The 17,098-nt window shown below is 65.3% G+C and carries 15 protein-coding genes, 4 tRNA genes and 1 pseudogene; 15 read left to right on the top strand and 5 right to left on the bottom strand.

The window, feature by feature from the left end; translation table 11 throughout:
• The first annotated feature begins 59 nt into the window (after nt 1–59).
• The 9 genes from ACN9M6_RS10590 to ACN9M6_RS10630 all read left to right on the top strand — a co-directional run bounded on the left by ACN9M6_RS10590 (nt 60) and on the right by ACN9M6_RS10630 (nt 7,416).
• The gene (locus tag ACN9M6_RS10590; protein ID WP_419162884.1) at nt 60–1,223 is read left to right on the top strand and encodes a restriction endonuclease subunit S; all 1,164 of its coding nucleotides are present in this window, start codon (nt 60–62) and stop codon (nt 1,221–1,223) included.
• Nucleotides 1,220–2,764, top strand: a complete 1,545-nt coding sequence (locus ACN9M6_RS10595; protein WP_419162885.1) for a DUF4062 domain-containing protein — start codon at nt 1,220–1,222, stop codon at nt 2,762–2,764. Before ACN9M6_RS10590 ends, ACN9M6_RS10595 begins: the two co-directional genes overlap by 4 nt.
• On the top strand, nt 2,761–2,976 hold the full coding sequence (locus ACN9M6_RS10600) for a winged helix-turn-helix domain-containing protein (protein WP_419162886.1): 216 nt from the start codon (nt 2,761–2,763) through the stop codon (nt 2,974–2,976). Before ACN9M6_RS10595 ends, ACN9M6_RS10600 begins: the two co-directional genes overlap by 4 nt.
• Complete coding sequence (locus tag ACN9M6_RS10605) at nt 2,973–6,119, top strand: type I restriction endonuclease subunit R (protein ID WP_419162887.1); 3,147 nt, start codon at nt 2,973–2,975, stop codon at nt 6,117–6,119. The genes ACN9M6_RS10600 and ACN9M6_RS10605 overlap by 4 nt, the downstream gene beginning before the upstream one ends.
• On the top strand, nt 6,109–6,849 hold the full coding sequence (locus ACN9M6_RS10610; protein ID WP_419162888.1) for a M48 family metallopeptidase: 741 nt from the start codon (nt 6,109–6,111) through the stop codon (nt 6,847–6,849). Before ACN9M6_RS10605 ends, ACN9M6_RS10610 begins: the two co-directional genes overlap by 11 nt.
• 104 nt (nt 6,850–6,953) lie before the next feature.
• Nucleotides 6,954–7,028, top strand: a tRNA-Arg gene (locus ACN9M6_RS10615).
• Between the two features lie 72 nt (nt 7,029–7,100).
• Nucleotides 7,101–7,186 (top strand) — tRNA-Leu (locus ACN9M6_RS10620).
• A 6-nt stretch (nt 7,187–7,192) separates the two neighbouring features.
• Nucleotides 7,193–7,278 (top strand) — tRNA-Leu (locus tag ACN9M6_RS10625).
• Nucleotides 7,279–7,342: 64 nt separating this feature from the next.
• A tRNA-Arg gene (locus ACN9M6_RS10630) sits at nt 7,343–7,416 on the top strand.
• Nucleotides 7,417–7,589: 173 nt separating this feature from the next.
• Here ACN9M6_RS10630 and ACN9M6_RS10635 read toward each other — a convergent pair.
• Nucleotides 7,590–9,179 carry a M28 family peptidase gene (locus tag ACN9M6_RS10635; protein WP_419162889.1) on the bottom strand — a complete coding sequence of 530 codons (1,590 nt, stop codon included), beginning with the start codon at nt 9,177–9,179 and terminating at the stop codon, nt 7,590–7,592.
• 239 nt (nt 9,180–9,418) lie between these two features.
• Between ACN9M6_RS10635 and ACN9M6_RS10640 the strand changes: the two genes are divergently transcribed.
• The 6 genes and pseudogenes from ACN9M6_RS10640 to ACN9M6_RS10665 all read left to right on the top strand — a co-directional run bounded on the left by ACN9M6_RS10640 (nt 9,419) and on the right by ACN9M6_RS10665 (nt 13,864).
• On the top strand, nt 9,419–10,183 hold the full coding sequence (locus ACN9M6_RS10640) for an SDR family NAD(P)-dependent oxidoreductase (protein ID WP_419162890.1): 765 nt from the start codon (nt 9,419–9,421) through the stop codon (nt 10,181–10,183).
• Nucleotides 10,176–11,228, top strand: a complete 1,053-nt coding sequence (locus tag ACN9M6_RS10645; RefSeq protein WP_419162891.1) for a TRAP transporter substrate-binding protein — start codon at nt 10,176–10,178, stop codon at nt 11,226–11,228. Before ACN9M6_RS10640 ends, ACN9M6_RS10645 begins: the two co-directional genes overlap by 8 nt.
• Before the next feature lie 115 nt (nt 11,229–11,343).
• Nucleotides 11,344–11,847 carry a TRAP transporter small permease gene (locus ACN9M6_RS10650; RefSeq protein WP_419162892.1) on the top strand — a complete coding sequence of 168 codons (504 nt, stop codon included), beginning with the start codon at nt 11,344–11,346 and terminating at the stop codon, nt 11,845–11,847.
• Nucleotides 11,847–13,121: a TRAP transporter large permease gene (locus ACN9M6_RS10655; RefSeq protein WP_419162893.1), complete on the top strand. Its 1,275-nt coding sequence runs from the start codon at nt 11,847–11,849 to the stop codon at nt 13,119–13,121. The genes ACN9M6_RS10650 and ACN9M6_RS10655 overlap by 1 nt, the downstream gene beginning before the upstream one ends.
• Before the next feature lie 44 nt (nt 13,122–13,165).
• A pseudogene (locus ACN9M6_RS10660) lies at nt 13,166–13,237 on the top strand (addiction module toxin, HicA family); the annotation flags it as partial.
• Nucleotides 13,238–13,360: 123 nt separating this feature from the next.
• Nucleotides 13,361–13,864: a type II toxin-antitoxin system HicB family antitoxin gene (locus tag ACN9M6_RS10665; RefSeq protein ID WP_419163745.1), complete on the top strand. Its 504-nt coding sequence runs from the start codon at nt 13,361–13,363 to the stop codon at nt 13,862–13,864.
• Between the two features lie 29 nt (nt 13,865–13,893).
• On the opposite strand, the gene ACN9M6_RS10670 is transcribed toward ACN9M6_RS10665, so the two are convergent.
• From ACN9M6_RS10670 to ACN9M6_RS10685, 4 genes are all read right to left on the bottom strand, one after another.
• Nucleotides 13,894–14,277 (bottom strand): flavin reductase, encoded by a 384-nt coding sequence (locus ACN9M6_RS10670; RefSeq protein ID WP_419162894.1) that lies wholly within the window; start codon nt 14,275–14,277, stop codon nt 13,894–13,896.
• 138 nt (nt 14,278–14,415) lie between these two features.
• Nucleotides 14,416–15,288 carry a nucleotidyl transferase AbiEii/AbiGii toxin family protein gene (locus ACN9M6_RS10675; protein ID WP_419162895.1) on the bottom strand — a complete coding sequence of 291 codons (873 nt, stop codon included), beginning with the start codon at nt 15,286–15,288 and terminating at the stop codon, nt 14,416–14,418.
• A complete protein-coding gene (locus ACN9M6_RS10680) occupies nt 15,285–16,112 on the bottom strand; it encodes a type IV toxin-antitoxin system AbiEi family antitoxin domain-containing protein (protein ID WP_419162896.1) in 828 nt (275 codons plus the stop codon). The genes ACN9M6_RS10675 and ACN9M6_RS10680 overlap by 4 nt, the downstream gene beginning before the upstream one ends.
• A gap of 108 nt (nt 16,113–16,220) precedes the next feature.
• Nucleotides 16,221–16,841, bottom strand: a complete 621-nt coding sequence (locus tag ACN9M6_RS10685) for a flavin reductase family protein (protein ID WP_419162897.1) — start codon at nt 16,839–16,841, stop codon at nt 16,221–16,223.
• Nucleotides 16,842–17,098 lie beyond the last annotated feature (257 nt).

A 17,098-nucleotide genomic window follows, 5' to 3' on the forward strand; every position in this document is an offset into this window, starting at 1 on the left:
ACGTACCCTTGGGGGGGTACAAACGCACCGCGGCGGGAGTGATTCCGGAGGATTGGAACGTGGACAGGATTGATCGACATGCGTCGATCAAGACTGGCTCGAAGAATACACAAGACAAGCGAGAGGGCGGAAAGTACCCGTTTTTTGTTCGATCTCAGGAAGTCGAGCGCATCAACACCTATTCGTACAATGGTGAAGCCGTACTGACGGCGGGTGACGGAGTCGGGACCGGCAAGGTGTTCCACTACATCCATGGCCGGTTTGACGTGCATCAACGGGTCTATCGGATTTCCAATTTCTCGGACCGCCTCGATGGGCGCTACTTCTTCTTCCAGTTCAGTGAACGATTCCGCCATCGCATCATGTCTATGACGGCGAAGTCCTCCGTCGATTCAGTTCGGATGGAGACGATCGCCGGCATGCGAATTCCGCTGCCGCCACGACGCGAGCAGCGCGCCATCGCCGCTGCATTATCGGACTCTAACGAACTGATCCGCTCACTGGAGGCGCTGATTGCCAAGAAGCAGGCCACCAAGCAAGCCACGATGCAGCAACTCCTGACTGGAAGGACCCGGCTGCCGGGGTTTGGCGGCGAGTGGGCGGGGAGGCGGCTGGGAGAGTTGGGAGCATTCCGCAAAGGCAAGGGGATCAGACGAACCGAATTGCGGGAAACCGGAGCCCGTTGTGTGCGGTACGGAGAACTCTACACACGATATCAGAACTATGTGGTCAACCCGGTATCCCGGATCCCGAAGGACGTAGCGGCAACAGCGTTGCGAATCGAGAAGGGTGAACTGCTGTTTGCTGGTTCGGGGGAGACGGCAGAGGAAATCGGCATTTGCGTTGCGTACATCGGCGAGGAGCCCGCCTATGCTGGTGGAGACATCATCGTCCTGAGGGCGCCCGGACAGGATCCGGTTTACCTCGCGCACCTACTGAACGCCCCGGTCGCAGCCCGCCAGAAGGCGCGCATGGCTCAGGGAGATGCCGTCGTCCATATTCGCGCCGATCATCTGGCTGAGATCGAGCTTCCCCTCCCGCCCGTCCGGGAGCAGCGGGCCATCGCCGCCGTCCTCTCCGACATGGACGCCGAGATCGAAGCGTTGGAGCGGCGCCTCGACAAGGCCCGCGCCCTCAAACAGGGCATGATGCAGCAGCTCCTCACCGGTTCCATCCGCCTTCCCATCCCGGAAGCGGTTCCAGAGGACGATCCGGGCGGATGACGCCGATCCGCATCTTCGTCAGCAGCGTCCAGCGCGAGTTCTCACGGGAGCGGGAGCATCTGCGCGACTACGTGCGCGGCGATCCGCTGATGCGACGCTTCTTCGAGGTCTTTCTCTTCGAGGACGCGCCGGCTTCCGACCGACGGCCCGACGAGGTCTATCTGGACGAAGTCGAGCGGTGCGAGATCTACGTCGGCCTGTTCGGTACCGACTACGGGTTCGAGGACGCGGATGGAATCTCGCCCACGGAGCGCGAGTTCGACCGGGCCACCGAGCTGGAGAAGCACCGGCTGATCTTCGTGAAGGGCGCCGAGGGAGGCGAGCGCCACCCGAAGATGCGTGCGCTCATCAACGGAGCACAGGGCGGACTGGTAAGGAGGCGCTTCGTTACCCCGGCGGAGTTGGTGGCGGGCTACGCCGCACTCGTCCAGTATCTGGAAGCGAAGCAGCTGTTGCGCTTCGGGCCGTTCGACGCCGCCCGCTGCTCGGGCGCCACCCTTGACGACCTGAATGTCGAGGGCATGTACCGCTTCATTCGCATAGCGCGGAGGTCGCGGAAGTTCCCGCTGCCGGAGGAGACGCCCCCGCCGGACCTGCTCAGGCACCTGAACCTGTTGAACCGGGGACGGCTCACGAAGCTGTTGCGCTTCGGGCCGTTCGACGCCGCCCGCTGCTCGGGCGCCACCCTTGACGACCTGAATGTCGAGGGCATGTACCGCTTCATTCGCATAGCGCGGAGGTCGCGGAAGTTCCCGCTGCCGGAGGAGACGCCCCCGGCGGACCTGCTCAGGCACCTGAACCTGTTGAACCGGGGACGGCTCACGAACGCCGCCGTGTTGCTGTTCGGCAAGGCCCCGCAACGCTTCCTCATCTCTTCGGAAGTCAAGTGCGCGCACTTCCACGGGACCGAGGTCGCCAAGCCGATTCCTTCCTACCAGGTGTACAAGGGCACGGTCTTCGAGCTGGTCGACCAGGCGGTGGACTTCGTGATGAGCAAGATCGCTCTGGCCGTGGGCACGAGAGCGGAGACGGTCCAGGCGCCCGTGGCCTACGAGATCCCGACGGAGGTCGTGACCGAGGCCATCGTGAACGCGGTGGCGCACCGGGACTACACCGATAACAGCAGCGTTCAGGTCATGCTCTTCGCGGACCGGCTGGAAGTCATGAATTCCGGCCGGTTGCCTCCTTCGCTCACCGTGGAGAAGCTCCGTGTGGCGCACCAGTCGCTGCCTGCCAATCCGCTGATTGCCGAGTCGATGTACCTGCTGCGTTACATCGAGAGGATGGGCACCGGGACGGTGGACATGATCCGGCGTTGCGCCGAGGCGGGCCTGCCGGAGCCGGAGTTCGAGGCCGGCGCGGGTTTCGTGACCCGGATCTGGCGGAAGGCGGAGACCAGCCGGAAAACGGAGCAGACTACCCAGAAAGCTGCTTCGACTACCCCAATCACTACCCCAAAACCGGGGCAGACTACCCCAATCACTACCCCAAAACCGTCCCGGAACGAATCCTGGCTCTCTTGGCCGCTGAACCCCGGATGACTCGGAAGCAGCTTGCGGAGCGCGTCGGCCTCACGCTGGATGGAATCAAGTACCACATGCGCCGCCTGAAGGCATCCGGGGCGATCGTTCGGGTCGGATCGTCGCGAGCAGGCCACTGGCAGGTCCTTGAACCCGGAATTTCTGGTTCAGCCAGAAAGCAACCAGAAAACAACCAGAAACCTGCCGGCCCCGACCCCGAAGGCCCCCGATGACCGCCGTCGGCGAACTCGAGATCCAGACCCAGCGCCGCGTCATCGACCATTTCCGCGACACTCTCGGTTACCGATACCTGGGCAAGTGGCACGAACGCCCGAACAACCGGAACATCGAACCCGAAATCCTCACGGAGTTTCTCACGCGCCAGGGCCACGACCCGGCCATCACGACCAAAGTGCTGGACAGGCTCGACAAGGCTGCGGCTCTGGGCGGGGGAAGGGCGCTCTACGACGCCAACCGCGATGTCTACAGCCTTCTCCGCTACGGTGCGAAGGTGCGGCCCGCGCTCGGCGAGTCCACGCTCACCGTCAACCTGATCGATTGGGAGAATCCGGCCGCCAACGACTTCGCCATCGCCGAAGAAGTGACGGTGCTCGGCCACAACACGAAGCGGCCCGACATCGTGCTCTACGTCAACGGGATCGCGATCGGCGTACTCGAACTCAAGCGCTCGACCGTCTCGGTGGCGGAGGGAATCCGCCAGAATCTGGACAATCAGAAGAAGGAATTCATCCAGCCGTTTTTTTCCACGGTGCAGCTCGTGATGGCGGGCAACGACACCGAAGGGCTGCGCTACGGCGTGATCGAGACCCGCGAGAAGTATTGGCTCCGCTGGAAGGAAGCCGACGCTCTCAACCACGACGACGCCACCTCTCCCCTCCTTGCCGATCTCGGCCACCTCTGCGCACCCGACCGTCTGCTCGAAGTCATCCACGACTTCGTGGTGTTCGACGCCGGCGTCAAGAAGATCTGCCGCCACAACCAGTACTTCGGCGTGAAGACGGCCCGGGATTACGTCCGCCGCCGCGAAGGCGGGATCATCTGGCACACCCAGGGCAGCGGGAAGAGCCTCACGATGGTGTGGCTGGCGAAGTGGATCCGCGAACTCAAGGACGTCGACGGCCGTATCCTCATCGTCACCGATCGCACCGAGCTTGACGAGCAGATCGAGAAGGTCTTCATGGGTGTGGACGAGGACATCTACCGGACGAAGAGCGGAGCCGACCTCGTGGAAGCACTTCGTGATCCCGCCCACTCGCTGATCTGTTCCCTCGTCCAGAAGTTCGGGAGCTCCGAGGAAGGGAACATCGACCGCTACGTCAACGATCTCCGCGCCCAAGTGTCAGGCGGTTTCCGGGCCCCGGGCGAGCTCTTCGTCTTCGTGGACGAATGTCACCGGACCCAGTCCGGCAAGCTGCACGCCGCCATGAAGGCGATCCTTCCCGGCGCCACGCTGATCGGCTTCACCGGGACACCGCTCCTCAAGTCCGACAAGAAGCGCAGCATCGAGACCTTCGGCCCGTACATCCACACCTACAAGTACGACGAGGCGGTCGACGACAACGTGGTTCTGGACCTGCGCTACGAGGCACGCGACATCGACCAGAACATCACGTCGGAAGAGAAGATCGACCGGTGGTTCGACGCGAAGACGAAGGGCCTCAGTGACCTGGCCCGCGCGCAACTCAGGCAGAAGTGGGGCACGATGCGCAAGGTCACGAGTTCGCTGGACCGGATTCGGAAGATCGCGGCCGACATCCTGATGGACATGGAGACCAGGGACCGCCTGCAGAATGACCGCGGCAACGCCATGCTCGTGTCGGACAGCGTCTACGCGGCCTGCCGCTTCTTCGAGGTGTTCAGCGAATCCGAGCTGAAGGGCAAGTGCGCCATCGTCACCTCATACAGCCCGGCGGCTGGGGACATCAAGGGCGAAGAGACGGGCGAAGGCCTCACCGAGAAGCTGCTCAAGTACGATGTCTACCGGAAGATGCTGGCGGACTACTTCGGTCAGCCCGCGGACAAGGCCATGCACAAGGCCGAGCAGTTCGAGAAGGACGTCAAGGGGCGCTTCGTGAACGAGCCGGGGAAGATGAAGCTCCTGATCGTCGTCGACAAGCTGCTCACCGGCTTCGACGCCCCGCCGGCGACGTATCTCTACATCGACAAGAGAATGCAGAACCACGGTCTCTTCCAGGCGATCTGCAGGGTCAACCGGCTGCACGGAGAGGACAAGGAGTACGGCTACGTCATCGACTACAAGGACCTGTTCCGGTCGCTCGAAGGCGCGATCAGGGACTACACGGGCGAAGCGTTCGAGGGCTATGACCGCGAGGACGTGGAAGGCCTGCTGAAGGATCGTCTCGAACAGGGGCGGGAGCGGCTGGAGGAGACCCGCGAAGCAGTGAAGGCGCTGTGCGAACCCGTTGAGCCGCCCCGGGACACGGAGGCGTACCTGCGCTACTTCTGTCACGACGGAACAGGCGACCCCGCCGGGGAGCTTGCCGCCAACGAACGGAAGCGGCTCACGCTGTACAGAATGGTGGCGGCCTGCCTGCGTGCCTACGCGAACCTGGCCAACGAGATGATCGAGGCCGGTTACACCGAGGCCGAACGGCAGGCCATCCGGGAGGAGGTGAGCCACTACGAGAAGGTCCGCCAGGAGGTCAAGCTGGCCAGCGGGGACTACGTCGATCTCAAGCTGTTCGAGCCCGCCATGAGGCACCTCCTCGACAACTACATCAGAGCCGAGGACAGCGAGGTCGTTACCGCGTTCGACGACATGACGCTCGTTGACCTGCTCATCAGGAACGGCAGCGACGCGATCGACTCGCTCCCGGAAGGGATCCGGCGCAGCCGGCGCGCCGTCGCCGAGACGATCGAGAACAACGTGCGCCGCCTGATCGTAGACGAGATGGCCGTGAATCCGAAGTACTACGAGAAGATGTCCGCCGTGCTCGAGGCGCTGGTCAACCAACGCAGGGAAGAAGCGATCGAGTACGAAGCCTACCTGAGGAAGGTCATCGAACTCGCGGAGAAGGTGAAGCGCGGGGAAGGCGGCGGCTCGTATCCCCCCAGCATGAACAAGCCGGCGCTCCGGGCCATCTACGACAACCTGCCGGACGAGTTGCTTTCGGAACGCGTGGCCGAGCCCGGCGCGGAACCCTGGCCTGATCCCGGCGAAGCCGCAGCGCTGGCCATCGATGAGGCGGTTCGCCAGACCCTGATGGCCGGCTGGCGCGACCACCCCATCAAGGAGAGGAGGATCTTGAGAGCGATCCGCGATGCCCTCGGCCCAAACGGCGAGGAACACGCGCAGGCGATCTTCAAAATCGTGAAGGCGCAGCATGAGTACTGACCACGCCCGGATGGAGATCCGCGGCATCCCGGTCGAGGTGGTCCGCAAGGACATCAAGAACCTGCACGTGGGCGTCTACCCTCCGGAGGGAAGAGTGCGGGTCGCGGCGCCGCTGCGGCTCGACGACGACGGGGTGCGGCTGGCCGTGATCTCCCGGCTGGCTTGGATTCGCCGCCGCCGCGACGAATTTCAGCGGCAGGACCGCCAGTCGCAACGCGAGTTTGTCAGCGGCGAGAGCCACTATTTCGAGGGTCGTCGCTACCGCTTGGACGTGGTCGTGTCGGACGGCCCAACTGCCACACGTCTGCGCAATGCCGGCTGGATCGAGATGCGGATCCGACCCGACACGGGCCGCGACGCGCGCGAGGCCATGCTGTACCACTGGTATCGGGGCCGATTGCGGGAGCGAATCCCCGACATCGTCGCCAAGTGGGAACCCCGTGTCGGCGTCACCGTGGCGGACTGGCGCATCCGTCGCATGAAGACGCGCTGGGGCACCTGCAACCGTGAGGCCGGCCGCATCTGGCTTAACTCGGAGCTGGCCAAGAAGCCTGTGTCGTGTCTGGAATACGTCGTCGTACACGAAATGGTCCACCTGATCGAGCGCGGCCACAACGAGCGCTTCCGAAGCATCCTCGACCGCGTGCTGCCGAATTGGCGCCACCGGCTCGACGCACTGGCCCGGGAGCCCCTGGCGAACGAGACGTGGCAGACATGCGCCGAGGCCTAAAACCTTGGGGGAGCCGTCGTCGGCCTTGTAGACTCCGGGTCCCCACCCCATTAGATTGCGTCCACGGCGCGTCGCCTCTTTTTCCGGCGACGCGTTTCGTGTCTGCGCCCGTAGCTCAGCCTGGATAGAGCGCTTGCCTCCGGAGCAAGAGGTCACAGGTTCGAATCCTGTCGGGCGCACTCGTCCCGACGGAGCCGGGCAGCACCGGGTCTGTGGGGGAAACTCCCGGACCTGAGGGTTCAGGGGCGCAGGCTCGGGTGGCGGAACTGGCAGACGCGCAGGATTCAGGATCCTGTGGGATTTAACTCCCGTGGGGGTTCGACTCCCCCCCCGAGCATCACCGGCCCAGGTGGCGGAACTGGCAGACGCGCTAGCTTGAGGGGCTAGTGTCCTTTTACGGACGTGGAGGTTCGAATCCTCTCCTGGGCATGCGGCACCGCGGGGCTTCCGGCCTCGCGCGCACGACATCGCCGGTCGCAGTCGACCGGTCCCAGCGCCCGTAGCTCAACTGGATAGAGCACCTGACTACGGATCAGGAGGTTGGGGATTCGAATTCTCCCGGGCGCATGTTTCCTTCCTTCGGAAGTCAAATTGCGCCCGGCAGAATTCTCGGTGCGCTCGTGGGCTTCGCCCCCTTCGCTGGCCAAATTCTCCCGGGCACGTCCTGTGTGAGCACAGGTGTCGGGCAGACGTCTCGGTGCGCTCGGGCTTCGCCCTCCGCTGGCCTGGTGGGCGGCTCCCTAGCGGTTGCTCTCCCCGGAACTCCGCGCCGGGGGGCGGCAGTCCGGCCATTGCGAGCCGGGCGGCATCGCGCGCTGGTCCCGCGGCATCCGGTTCGGGTCCTCGGAGGCCAGGTAGACGAGCAGCGCGGTCATCACGGCGTCGTCGCGCAGGTCCTCGAAGATGATCTTGTCGAAGCTGTCGCGGTTGGTGTGCCAGGTGTAGATGCTCGTGTCCCAGCGGTTGATGTCCATGGGGGAGTCGTCGCCCCGGCCGGCTCCGACGTGGAAGCTGAATGCCGGCACTCCCGCGCACAGGAAGGACGCGTGGTCCGTCCCGCCGGATTCGGGCATCCCCGGGATCTCGAGGGTGACGAGATCCGCGAGTTCGCTCGGGATCTTCCCGAGCCAGTCGCCGAAGCGCCCGGCGGCTCCGGCGAACCCCTGCATGGGGATGAAGGTGACCGGCCCGTTCCCGTGATCCACGTTGAACACCGTGTGTGTGCGCGCGAGGATCTCGGGGTGGTCCTCGACGAAGGCGCGTGACCCGTTCAGACCCTGCTCCTCGCCGTTCCAGAGGGCGCCGATGATGGTGCGGCGGGGGTTCGGGACCGCCCGCTTCAGGATGCGCATCGCTTCCATGATGGCGACCGCGCCGGTGCCGTTGTCCAGCGCGCCGTCGGAGCCGTCCCAGGAGTCGTAGTGACCTCCGAGGATCACGTACTCCTCGGGTTCGGCGGTGCCGGGGATCTCGGCGATTGCGTTGAAGACCGGCACCTCGCCGAGGAAACGAGCCCGGGCGTCGACGCGCAGCACCGGCCCCTGACCGTTCTCGGCCAGCCGGTACACGAGCCCGTATGCCTCGCAACTCAGGTCGACGACCGGCGCTCGCTCCGCCCCGGTGCCGAAGATCTTGTTCACGCCCCACCCTTCCGACCACTGCGAGCGGATGATCCCGGCGGCCCCGGCAGCGTCCAGCGCCTCCGGCAGCAGGCGCCGATCGAGACCCGTGTTCTCCTCGCGTTCGCGCCACTCTCGGGCCGCGCGCTCGCGCTCCTCGGTCATGCGGGCCAGCGTTTCGGGCCGGGCGAACCACTCCAGGTTGTCCTCCGGGCGGCAACTCGACTCGGGTCGCGAGATGAGGACGAACTTGCCGCGCACCTCCGGTAGCCACGCCTCGAACGCTTCGGGGCCGCCCGCGTCCGCCAGAACCACGACGTCCGCTTCGACGGGCCCGTCCGTGGCCGGGCTCCATGCGGCCGCCATGCCCTCCAGCGATCGCACGCGCGGCGAGACGAGATCGATGTGGCTGATCCCCCGCTCCCATCCCCGCCATGTGCCGTATCTCTCCTTGTACGCCTCGATGCCCCACTCCGCGTACCTGGCCACCGCCCAGTCGTTGGCGCCGGCCATGGCGGACGAGCCGGTAAGGCGCGGCCCGATCGAGTCCATCATCACCTGGCCGAGTTCGTAGACCTGTGAGCGCTCGACGCCCTCCTCCCAGATCGCCCGGATGACGGGGTCGTCGGAGGGAAAGGACTGGGCAACTGCCGCCTGGGTCGCGACGAATGCCAACGAGCAGGCGAGTCCGACTCGAACCGAGGGCTTCATGGATCGCTCCGGGAGAGGATAGGACCTGTCACACCCGATACCGCACCACCGCCACGAAGGTAGAGGTGGCCAGCAGGCTGCGGAATGAGCTTGGGCTCGATGGCGGTCACAGAGAGCCGTGCCAGCGGGCGGGATTTGACCCTCCCATCTGGCCAACGGATACTCTGGGGCATGAACCACTTGGATCGCATCACCCTGGAGCCGGGGAAGAGAGGCGGCAAACCGTGCATTCGCGGGCCATGCGTCTAGAAGGCAAGCGTGCTCTGGTCACCGGCGCCTCGCGGAGCATCGGGCGGGGCATCGCCCTGGGCCTGGCCCGTGAGGGTGCGGACGTGGCGGTCAACTACCGTCGGAGCCGCGAGGATGCCGAAAGCGTCGTCCGTCAGATTGAGGCCATGGGGCGCCGCGCGGTCGCCGTGCGGGGCTCCACGGACTCCCGATCGGATGTCGAGCGCTTCGTGGCCGAGGCGCACGACTTCCTGGGTGGCCTCGACATCCTGGTGAACAACGCCGGGATCCTGAAGCGTACGCCCCTCCTCGAGATCAGCGAGGAGGAGTGGGACGCCATTCTGAACGTGAACCTGAAGGGCTATTTCCTGGTCGGTCAGGCGGCAGGACGCCGCATGGTCGAAGCCGGGACGCCGGCCGCGATCGTCAACGTGTCGTCCGCCGGGCAGGCGGTGGCTGCCCCGACCCTCACCCACTACTGCGTGTCGAAGGCAGGGGTCGAGATGCTCACGAAGCAGATGGCGCTCGAGCTCGCGCCCCACAAGATCCGGGTGAACGCCGTCGCACCGGGTCTGATCGAGACCGACATGAACCGGGCCGACATCGCACAGGACGACTTCCGTGAGCGCCGCCTCGCCCGCATCCCCCTCGGGGAGATCGGCGCCCCTGACGACGTGGTGGGGGCCGTCGTCTTCCTCGCGTCGAACGACGAGGCGCGCCTCGTGACGGGCGCCACCCTGTTCATCGACGCCGGCCAGACGATCTGGGGTGCCTAGAGCGCTCCTCAGGCTCCGCTTCGGCCTGGCGGTGGTAGCGATACTCCCGGTGGTGGCGTGCCGTGGCCCCGGCCCCGGCGATTCCGACCCGCCCACCAACCTGCCCACCTGGGAGGTTCGCTTCTCCCATGTGCTCTCGACCAACTCGGAGTTCCACCTCATGGCGGAGCGCTTCCGGGACCTCATGCTCGAGCGCACCGATGGGCGGTTCCGGGTCATCATCTATCCGTCGGGACAACTCGGGGGCGAGCGCGTGGCCTTCGAGCAGATTCAGGTCGGCGCGGTGCACATGGCCATCACGGGCACTCCCGTGCTTTCGGGCTGGGTGCCCGAAGGGCAGATGTTCGATCTCCCGTTCCTGTTCGAGACCCGGGACCATGGGCTCTCGGTGATGAACGGTCCCATGGGAGACTGGTGGCGCGATCTCCTCCTCGAGCGCACGGGCGTCCGCTCGCTGGGTTTCCTCGACTACGGGTTCCGCCACGTCTACAACAAGCGCCGGCCGGTCGAGGCGCCCGAGGATCTCGTCGGCCTCAAGCTTCGGGTCCTCCAGAACGCGACGTACCTGGCGGCCTATTCCGCGCTGGGCGTCCAGGCGACCCCGATGAACTACGGCGAGGTCTACTCCGCGCTCCAGCAGGGCGTAATCGACGGCGGGGAGGCGAACGCCATCGGGTTCGTGAGCAGCCGGCTCCACGAGGTGGCGAAGTTCTACAGCTTCACGTCCATCACCTACAACCCGATCACCCTCCTGGTGAACGAGCCGTTCTATACGGCGCTTCCCCCGGACATCAGGGAGACCGTGGACCGCTCCGCGGCGGACGCGCTCGCCTACCAGAGCGAAGTCGCGCGCCGGATGGAAGCGGACGCGGTGGAGGAAATGCGCGCGGCCGGCGTGGAGATCTCCCGACCGAACCTGGCGCCGTTCGCCCCGGCCGTCAGACCGCGCGTCTGGGACGACCTGGCTGCTCGGCTGCCAGATGGCGAGGCGTTGATCTCGAAGCTGGTGGCGGAGACGGCGCGTGCGGCTCCGGGTGGCCGGTAGAACGATCCCCGAAACGTGGAATGAGTGATCGTTTGAACCTGTACTTCAATCTATCATGATAATCTGAAGTAGTAATGCAAATCGTCAGAGACCCGGCGGGTCCAAGAGTGACCGGATGACGAAGCGACTGCGGGCGCTCAACCGAGTTCTGATCGCGCTCGAGACGTACGCCGTGGGCGGCCTCGTGATCGCGGTTGCCGTCGTGGTCCTCCTGCAGGTCCTCATGCGCTACCTGTTCGCCTACCCCAATCCCTGGAGCGAGGAGGCCTCGCGCTTCTGCTTCATCTGGATGTCGCTGCTCGGGACCTCGCTGGCGGTGGCACGTCGGGCTCACTTCGGGTTCGATCAGGTCACCGGGCGGTTGGCCCCGCGCGCGAAAAGGATTGTGGAGGCGTTCGCCGGAGCGGTCGTGCTGATGTTCTCGCTCCTCCTCATCGCCACGGGCATCGCCCTCATGGACCTCACGATGGGAGAGCGCTCCGCGGCCCTGAACCTGCCCGTCGCTCTCGTCTATGCCGCGGTGCCGGTGTCCGGTGCGCTGATGGTGATCCACATGCTGGCGGGGCGGGCGGGCGATGACTCGGCCGAAGGCGACCACTCGGCCGAGGAGACCGGCTGATGGGCGGCCTCCTCCTCGGCATCTTCGGCGTCCTGGTGCTGGTTGCCGTGCCCATCGGGTTCGCGCTCGCGCTCGCGGCCGTTATCGCCATCGTGGTGGCGGACCTCCCGCTCGTCATCATCCCGCAGCAGATCGTCGCGGGGATGGATTCCTTCCCCATGCTTGCCGTACCCCTCTTCATTCTGGCCGGCTTCGTCATGGACGTGGGGGGGATCAGCCGGCGCCTGGTGACGCTCGCACGGTCGCTCGTGGGACACCTCCCGGGAGGGCTCGGGCAGGTGGTCATCATGGCCGAGATCTTCTTCTCGGGAGTGTCGGGCTCCACGTCCGCGGACGCGGCCGCCGTCGGGGGCATCATGGTGCCTCAGTTGACGGCGAACGGATACAGCCGGGCGCGCGCCACCGCGATCGTCTCGGCCGCGTGCGGGATGGGGATTCTCATTCCGCCAGCCATCGTCATGGTCGTCTACGGCGTCATCGGCAACGTCTCCATCGGCGCCCTGTTCGTCGCCTCGATCGCACCCGCGCTCCTCATCGCCGTGGGCCTGATGACGCAGATCGGGTGGCAGGCACGGAGGGAAGGGTGGCCGCGCGGGGAGCGTGCTTCGTTCGCGGAACTCCGCCGCGCCGCGATCGACGCCGTGCTCCCCCTGTTCATGATCGTGGTCATCCTGGGCGGCATCCGCTTCGGACTCTTCACGCCCACCGAGGCCGCCGCGGTCGCCGTCGCCTACGCGCTGCTCCTGGCCGGGCCCGTGTACCGGTCCCTCAGCGCTCGAGACTTGTGGAAGAGGGTCGTCCAGACCGCCATGGTGTCGGGGATGGTGCTGTTCGTGGTGGGCGCCGCCCGCCTGCTGGGTTGGGTCCTCGCGGTCATGCAGGTGCCCCAGACGCTGGCGTCATCGGTGGTCGGGATGGGAGGCGGCCAAACCGGCTTCATGCTCCTCACGATTCTCATCTTCCTGCTGCTCGGCGCCATCCTCGAGGGCGTGCCCGCGGTCGTCCTGCTGACGCCGATCCTGCTGCCCCTGGCGATGCAACTCGGAATCGACCCGGTGCACTACGGCGCCGTCATCGTGGCGACCCAGGGGATCTCCGTGTTCCTGCCGCCCGTGGGCGTAAGCCTTCTGGTGGCCTGCTCCGTGGGAGGAGTCGAGCCGGCGGAGGTCGCCCGTCCGCTCTGGCCCTACCTGGGGCTCATGTTGGGGCTCACGGTGGTCATCGCGTTCCTGCCGGGCGTGGTGCTGTTCCTGCCGGAACTTCTGGGGTATTGAGGGCGGAGTGGTCAAAGTAACATATAGTGTGTATAATACACACCATGTCGAGCAGGGAGATCATTCGCAAACTGGTGGCAGATGGCTGGACGCTTCGGAACACTCGCGGAAGCCACCACCAGTTCGTCCCTCCCGACAAGCCCGGTCGAGTGACGGTGAAGCACCCCCAGCAAAGACATTCCGATCGGGACGCTTCGCAGCATCTATCGGCAGGCCGGTTGGGAATGGGAGGATCGCTGATGCGCTTTCCGATCGTGGTTCACAAGGACGCAGACAGCGGGTATGGAGTCACCGTGCCCGATCTTCCTGGCTGTTTCTCAGCCGGTGACACCCTCGACGAAGTGATCGAGTCGGCCCGGGAGGCGATCGCGTGCCATATCGAGGGGCTGCTGATGGACGGCGAACCGGTCCCGGCCAGGACCTCGCTGGAAGCACACCAGGGGAACGACGACTACCGAGGTGGTGTGTGGGCGATTGCCGACGTGGATATTTCGAAACTCTCGAGCAAGACGAAACGAATCAACATCACACTGCCTGAGCGGGTACTGGCCATCGTGGACCGGGCCGCGGCGAGGGAAGGCCAGTCACGGTCCGGCCTGCTGGCTTGCGCGGCGCTCAGCTATCTCCAACGTCAATCGGACGGAGACTTGTCAGGTCCCCTCACCGACAGACCCGACTCAAGTCATGCCTACGGGGCTGGCTCGGCACAGCAGACCCCGCGTCGGCGGGGAGACGGCGAGTAAGGCGGGCGCTATCAATGCGATGAACCAGGTCAGTATTTGATGTCGCTCCGCCCGACGGTCATCCCGATGTTGCCGACCCGGCGACCCATCGTGTAGTGCTCGCCGCTCCCGGCGGTCATCCCGAAGAAGTCCACACCGGGCACGATCAGGCGACCGGCGTCGTCGACTGCGCCCTCGCTGGCGGTCGTCGCCACGACCTCCGCGATGAAGAGCTTCCGTTCGGGCGGCACCTCAAGTGAGTCGATGATGCGACACTCGCAATGGATGGGGGACTCCTCCACGGTGGGCGCATCGACTACGGTCGCCGCGCCTCGTGTCAGACCTGAGAGCTCGAACTTGTCGGCTACGCGTCCGGAGTTCATGTCGACGGTGTCGAACGCCTCGACCATCGATGCGAGCGGGACGTTCAGCACGAACTCGTCGTGGATCTGTGGAGCAAGATCGTCAAGATCGCCATGGTACCGGGGATGGTGGTGTTCCTGCCTGGGGTGTTGGGGTATCGACGGGGTGGGGGGGGCGCCGCAGGGGTGTAGGGCGGCGCAGCACAGGCTTCACGGCGATTCCGAAACGCGCCTATCACGCAGCCCTGCGGCGATCCGTCTCACATATTCCGCTACCCTGACCCATACTTCGTCGAACTCCTGCTCAGCACCCGGAGGGAGCAGGGCAGCCAGATTCCGCTCCCAGTCGGTCCGGAACTCGTCCTCGCGCTCCGTCATACGATCCAGGTGCGCACCCTCCCAATCTACTTCTCTGGCATCCAGTTTCCGGGGCAGGCTGGCTCGTACGTTCCGTTCATCTACGTGCTCCAGGAGCGAGAAGATGTCGTACAGATCTCTCGACACGGCGTAGATGCGTTGACCGAGGACGGCTCGGACCTTCTCGGACATGACCTCCTCCAGGGCATAACACGTCAACTGGATCTCCCCCAGATCGTCGGCGTCGGAGAAGGGATGGAATAGCGGGCGCAACACGGGGCTGAACGCCAGTACTTCGTTCCGCGTGATGTCGAGGCGAAGGCCGCGTGGGGATCCACCGGAAGCATGCGGTCCGCGCCAGTAAAGAGTGAACTGCAGACTCTCTCGCCCGTACTGATCATCAATGACTCGCAACCTCGAGTTCCGGGCCGCAAAGTTGATACCGCTGGCCCTCTGAACTGCTGCGAATGCCTCGCCGACCGCCTTCTCGAACTCCTCCCAGCCAAACCACTCGGTTGCGGTGAAGTCGAGGTCTTCCGAGAACCGGTAGTCCGGGAAGTAGCACTTCCGCAGGCAGGTCCCACCCTGGAAGACCAACCGCCCGGCCGGGAACGGGTGTTCTGCGATGCCTCGGAGGGCCCACCCTAGCGCGTAATCCAGCTCCATGGTCCGAGGTTCGACACCCGCCACCCGCGCGCGCCGGCGGATCTCCCCGTCCCGAATCATGTCCGCCTCCGGAGCCCTTCCTCCGGGAGATTGACTTCAATTCGCCAGCGGGTGGCGATCCGGTGGGGCTTCCTTGGAGTGGACGGATCGAGTTTGCTGATTCCGGCAGTGAGGAGATCCAGCCATCCATGCAGCACCGCCCGCTCCGGAGGATGGGTCAGCTCAACGCTCTCGACCAGAAACCCGAGCCGCTTCACAACGGCGCCGGAGCCAAAGCGGTGCAGATAATCCGTCATTCGGTCCCAGTCGAAGTCGCCGTCTCCTGCAAGCAACGCCTCGCCGACCTGGCCCACTCCTCCGCTCAGCTCGGGCCTGTCGAGGCAATCCACGATCGTCTTCTCCCGATCCGTGACCTCGACCTGGAATTCCCCGGCGCGGTATACGTGGCAACCGAAGAACTTCCGAGGCTTCACCCGGACGATCCGAAACCGCATCCCGAGAACCTGTGGTGTGCGGCGTTCCTTGCGTGCGGTCGTCTGCACGTAGGTAACGCGGGGGACCTGCTCGGTGAGTTTCCAGTAGTTGAGGGCGGACCAGTAGCCCACCACGGCATGACTCACCAGGTGCCCCGCAATGACGTAGGCGTCCTCGGTCCAGGTGCGGTCCGGGCCGGCTTCGAGTGGGACGATGAGGTACTTCCCCTTCTCAATGCGCTCCAGCCAGCCCTTGTCGACGAGTCGCGCCAACGCATCCCTGGTCGCCCTGCCTTCGCCGAGTACTTCGTACGCATCCTTCGTTGCGAAGATCTGCTTCCCACTTGCTGCCAAGCTGGTAAGGAATGACGCTTCGGCATGGCTGAGGCTTATTATATTATGATACGTCATTACCGCTCCTACGTCCGTTAATCACGTATCGACATATAGTACACGGGGATAGGTTCCGCCAAACACCACTCCTGCATGCGGGGTGCCCCAGACGCTGGCGTCGGGCCGTCAGTACTTGATGTCGCTTCGGCCGACCGTCATCCCGATGTTTCCGACTCGGCGACCCATCGTGTAGTGCTCGCCGCTCCCGGCGGTCATCCCGAAGAAGTCCACATCGGGCACGATCAGGCGACCGGCGTCGTCGACCGCGCCCTCTAGGACGGTCGTGGCCACGACCTCCGCGAAGAAGAGCTTCCGCTCGGGCGGCATCTCGAGCGAGTCGAAGATCCGACACTCGCAGTGGATGGGGGACTCCTCCACCGTGGGCGCATCGACGACGGTCGCCGCGCCCCGCGTCAGACCGGAGAGTTCGAACTTGTCGGCCACGCGTCCGGAGTTCATGTCGACGGTGTCGAACGCCTCGACCATCGATGCGAGCGGGACGTTCAGCACGAACTCGTCGTGAATCTCCAGGAGTTCCCTCGCCTGATGCTCGAGCCCCGCGCTCACCCCGATCTGGGGCGGGTCGCCGCTCACGACGAACGTCCACAGCACCGAAATCTCGTCGGGGTCGCCGGGTCGGCCGTTCACGGTGAGCAGGATCGCCGGGACGGGCGGGAGCATCGGGCCCGCCGCCGCAAGCGAACGGCGAGCCCCGGTGAGCGGCGCCGACGTCCTATCCTCGTCCACTCGTGTCCCCTCCTCCGGCGTGCATCCCCAAACGGCGGCGACCGCCGCGGCCGCCGATCCACTCTCCAGGAACCGTCTCCGCGACCAGCCGCGCGTTGATGTCATCCCCTTCACTGCCTCCTCGCGGGTGACTACCTCCAACTTGCAAACGTGTGGAGTCCGTGCGCCGCTCGCCACCTCGGGCGGAGACTCACCGCAATCCCTGTGAGCCTCCTGGTGGCCTGCTCCGTGGGAGGGGTCGAGCCAGCGGAAGTCGC

Origin of the sequence: Candidatus Palauibacter sp., assembly GCF_965197445.1 — a bacterium.
GTDB lineage: Bacteria > Gemmatimonadota > Gemmatimonadetes > Palauibacterales > Palauibacteraceae > Palauibacter.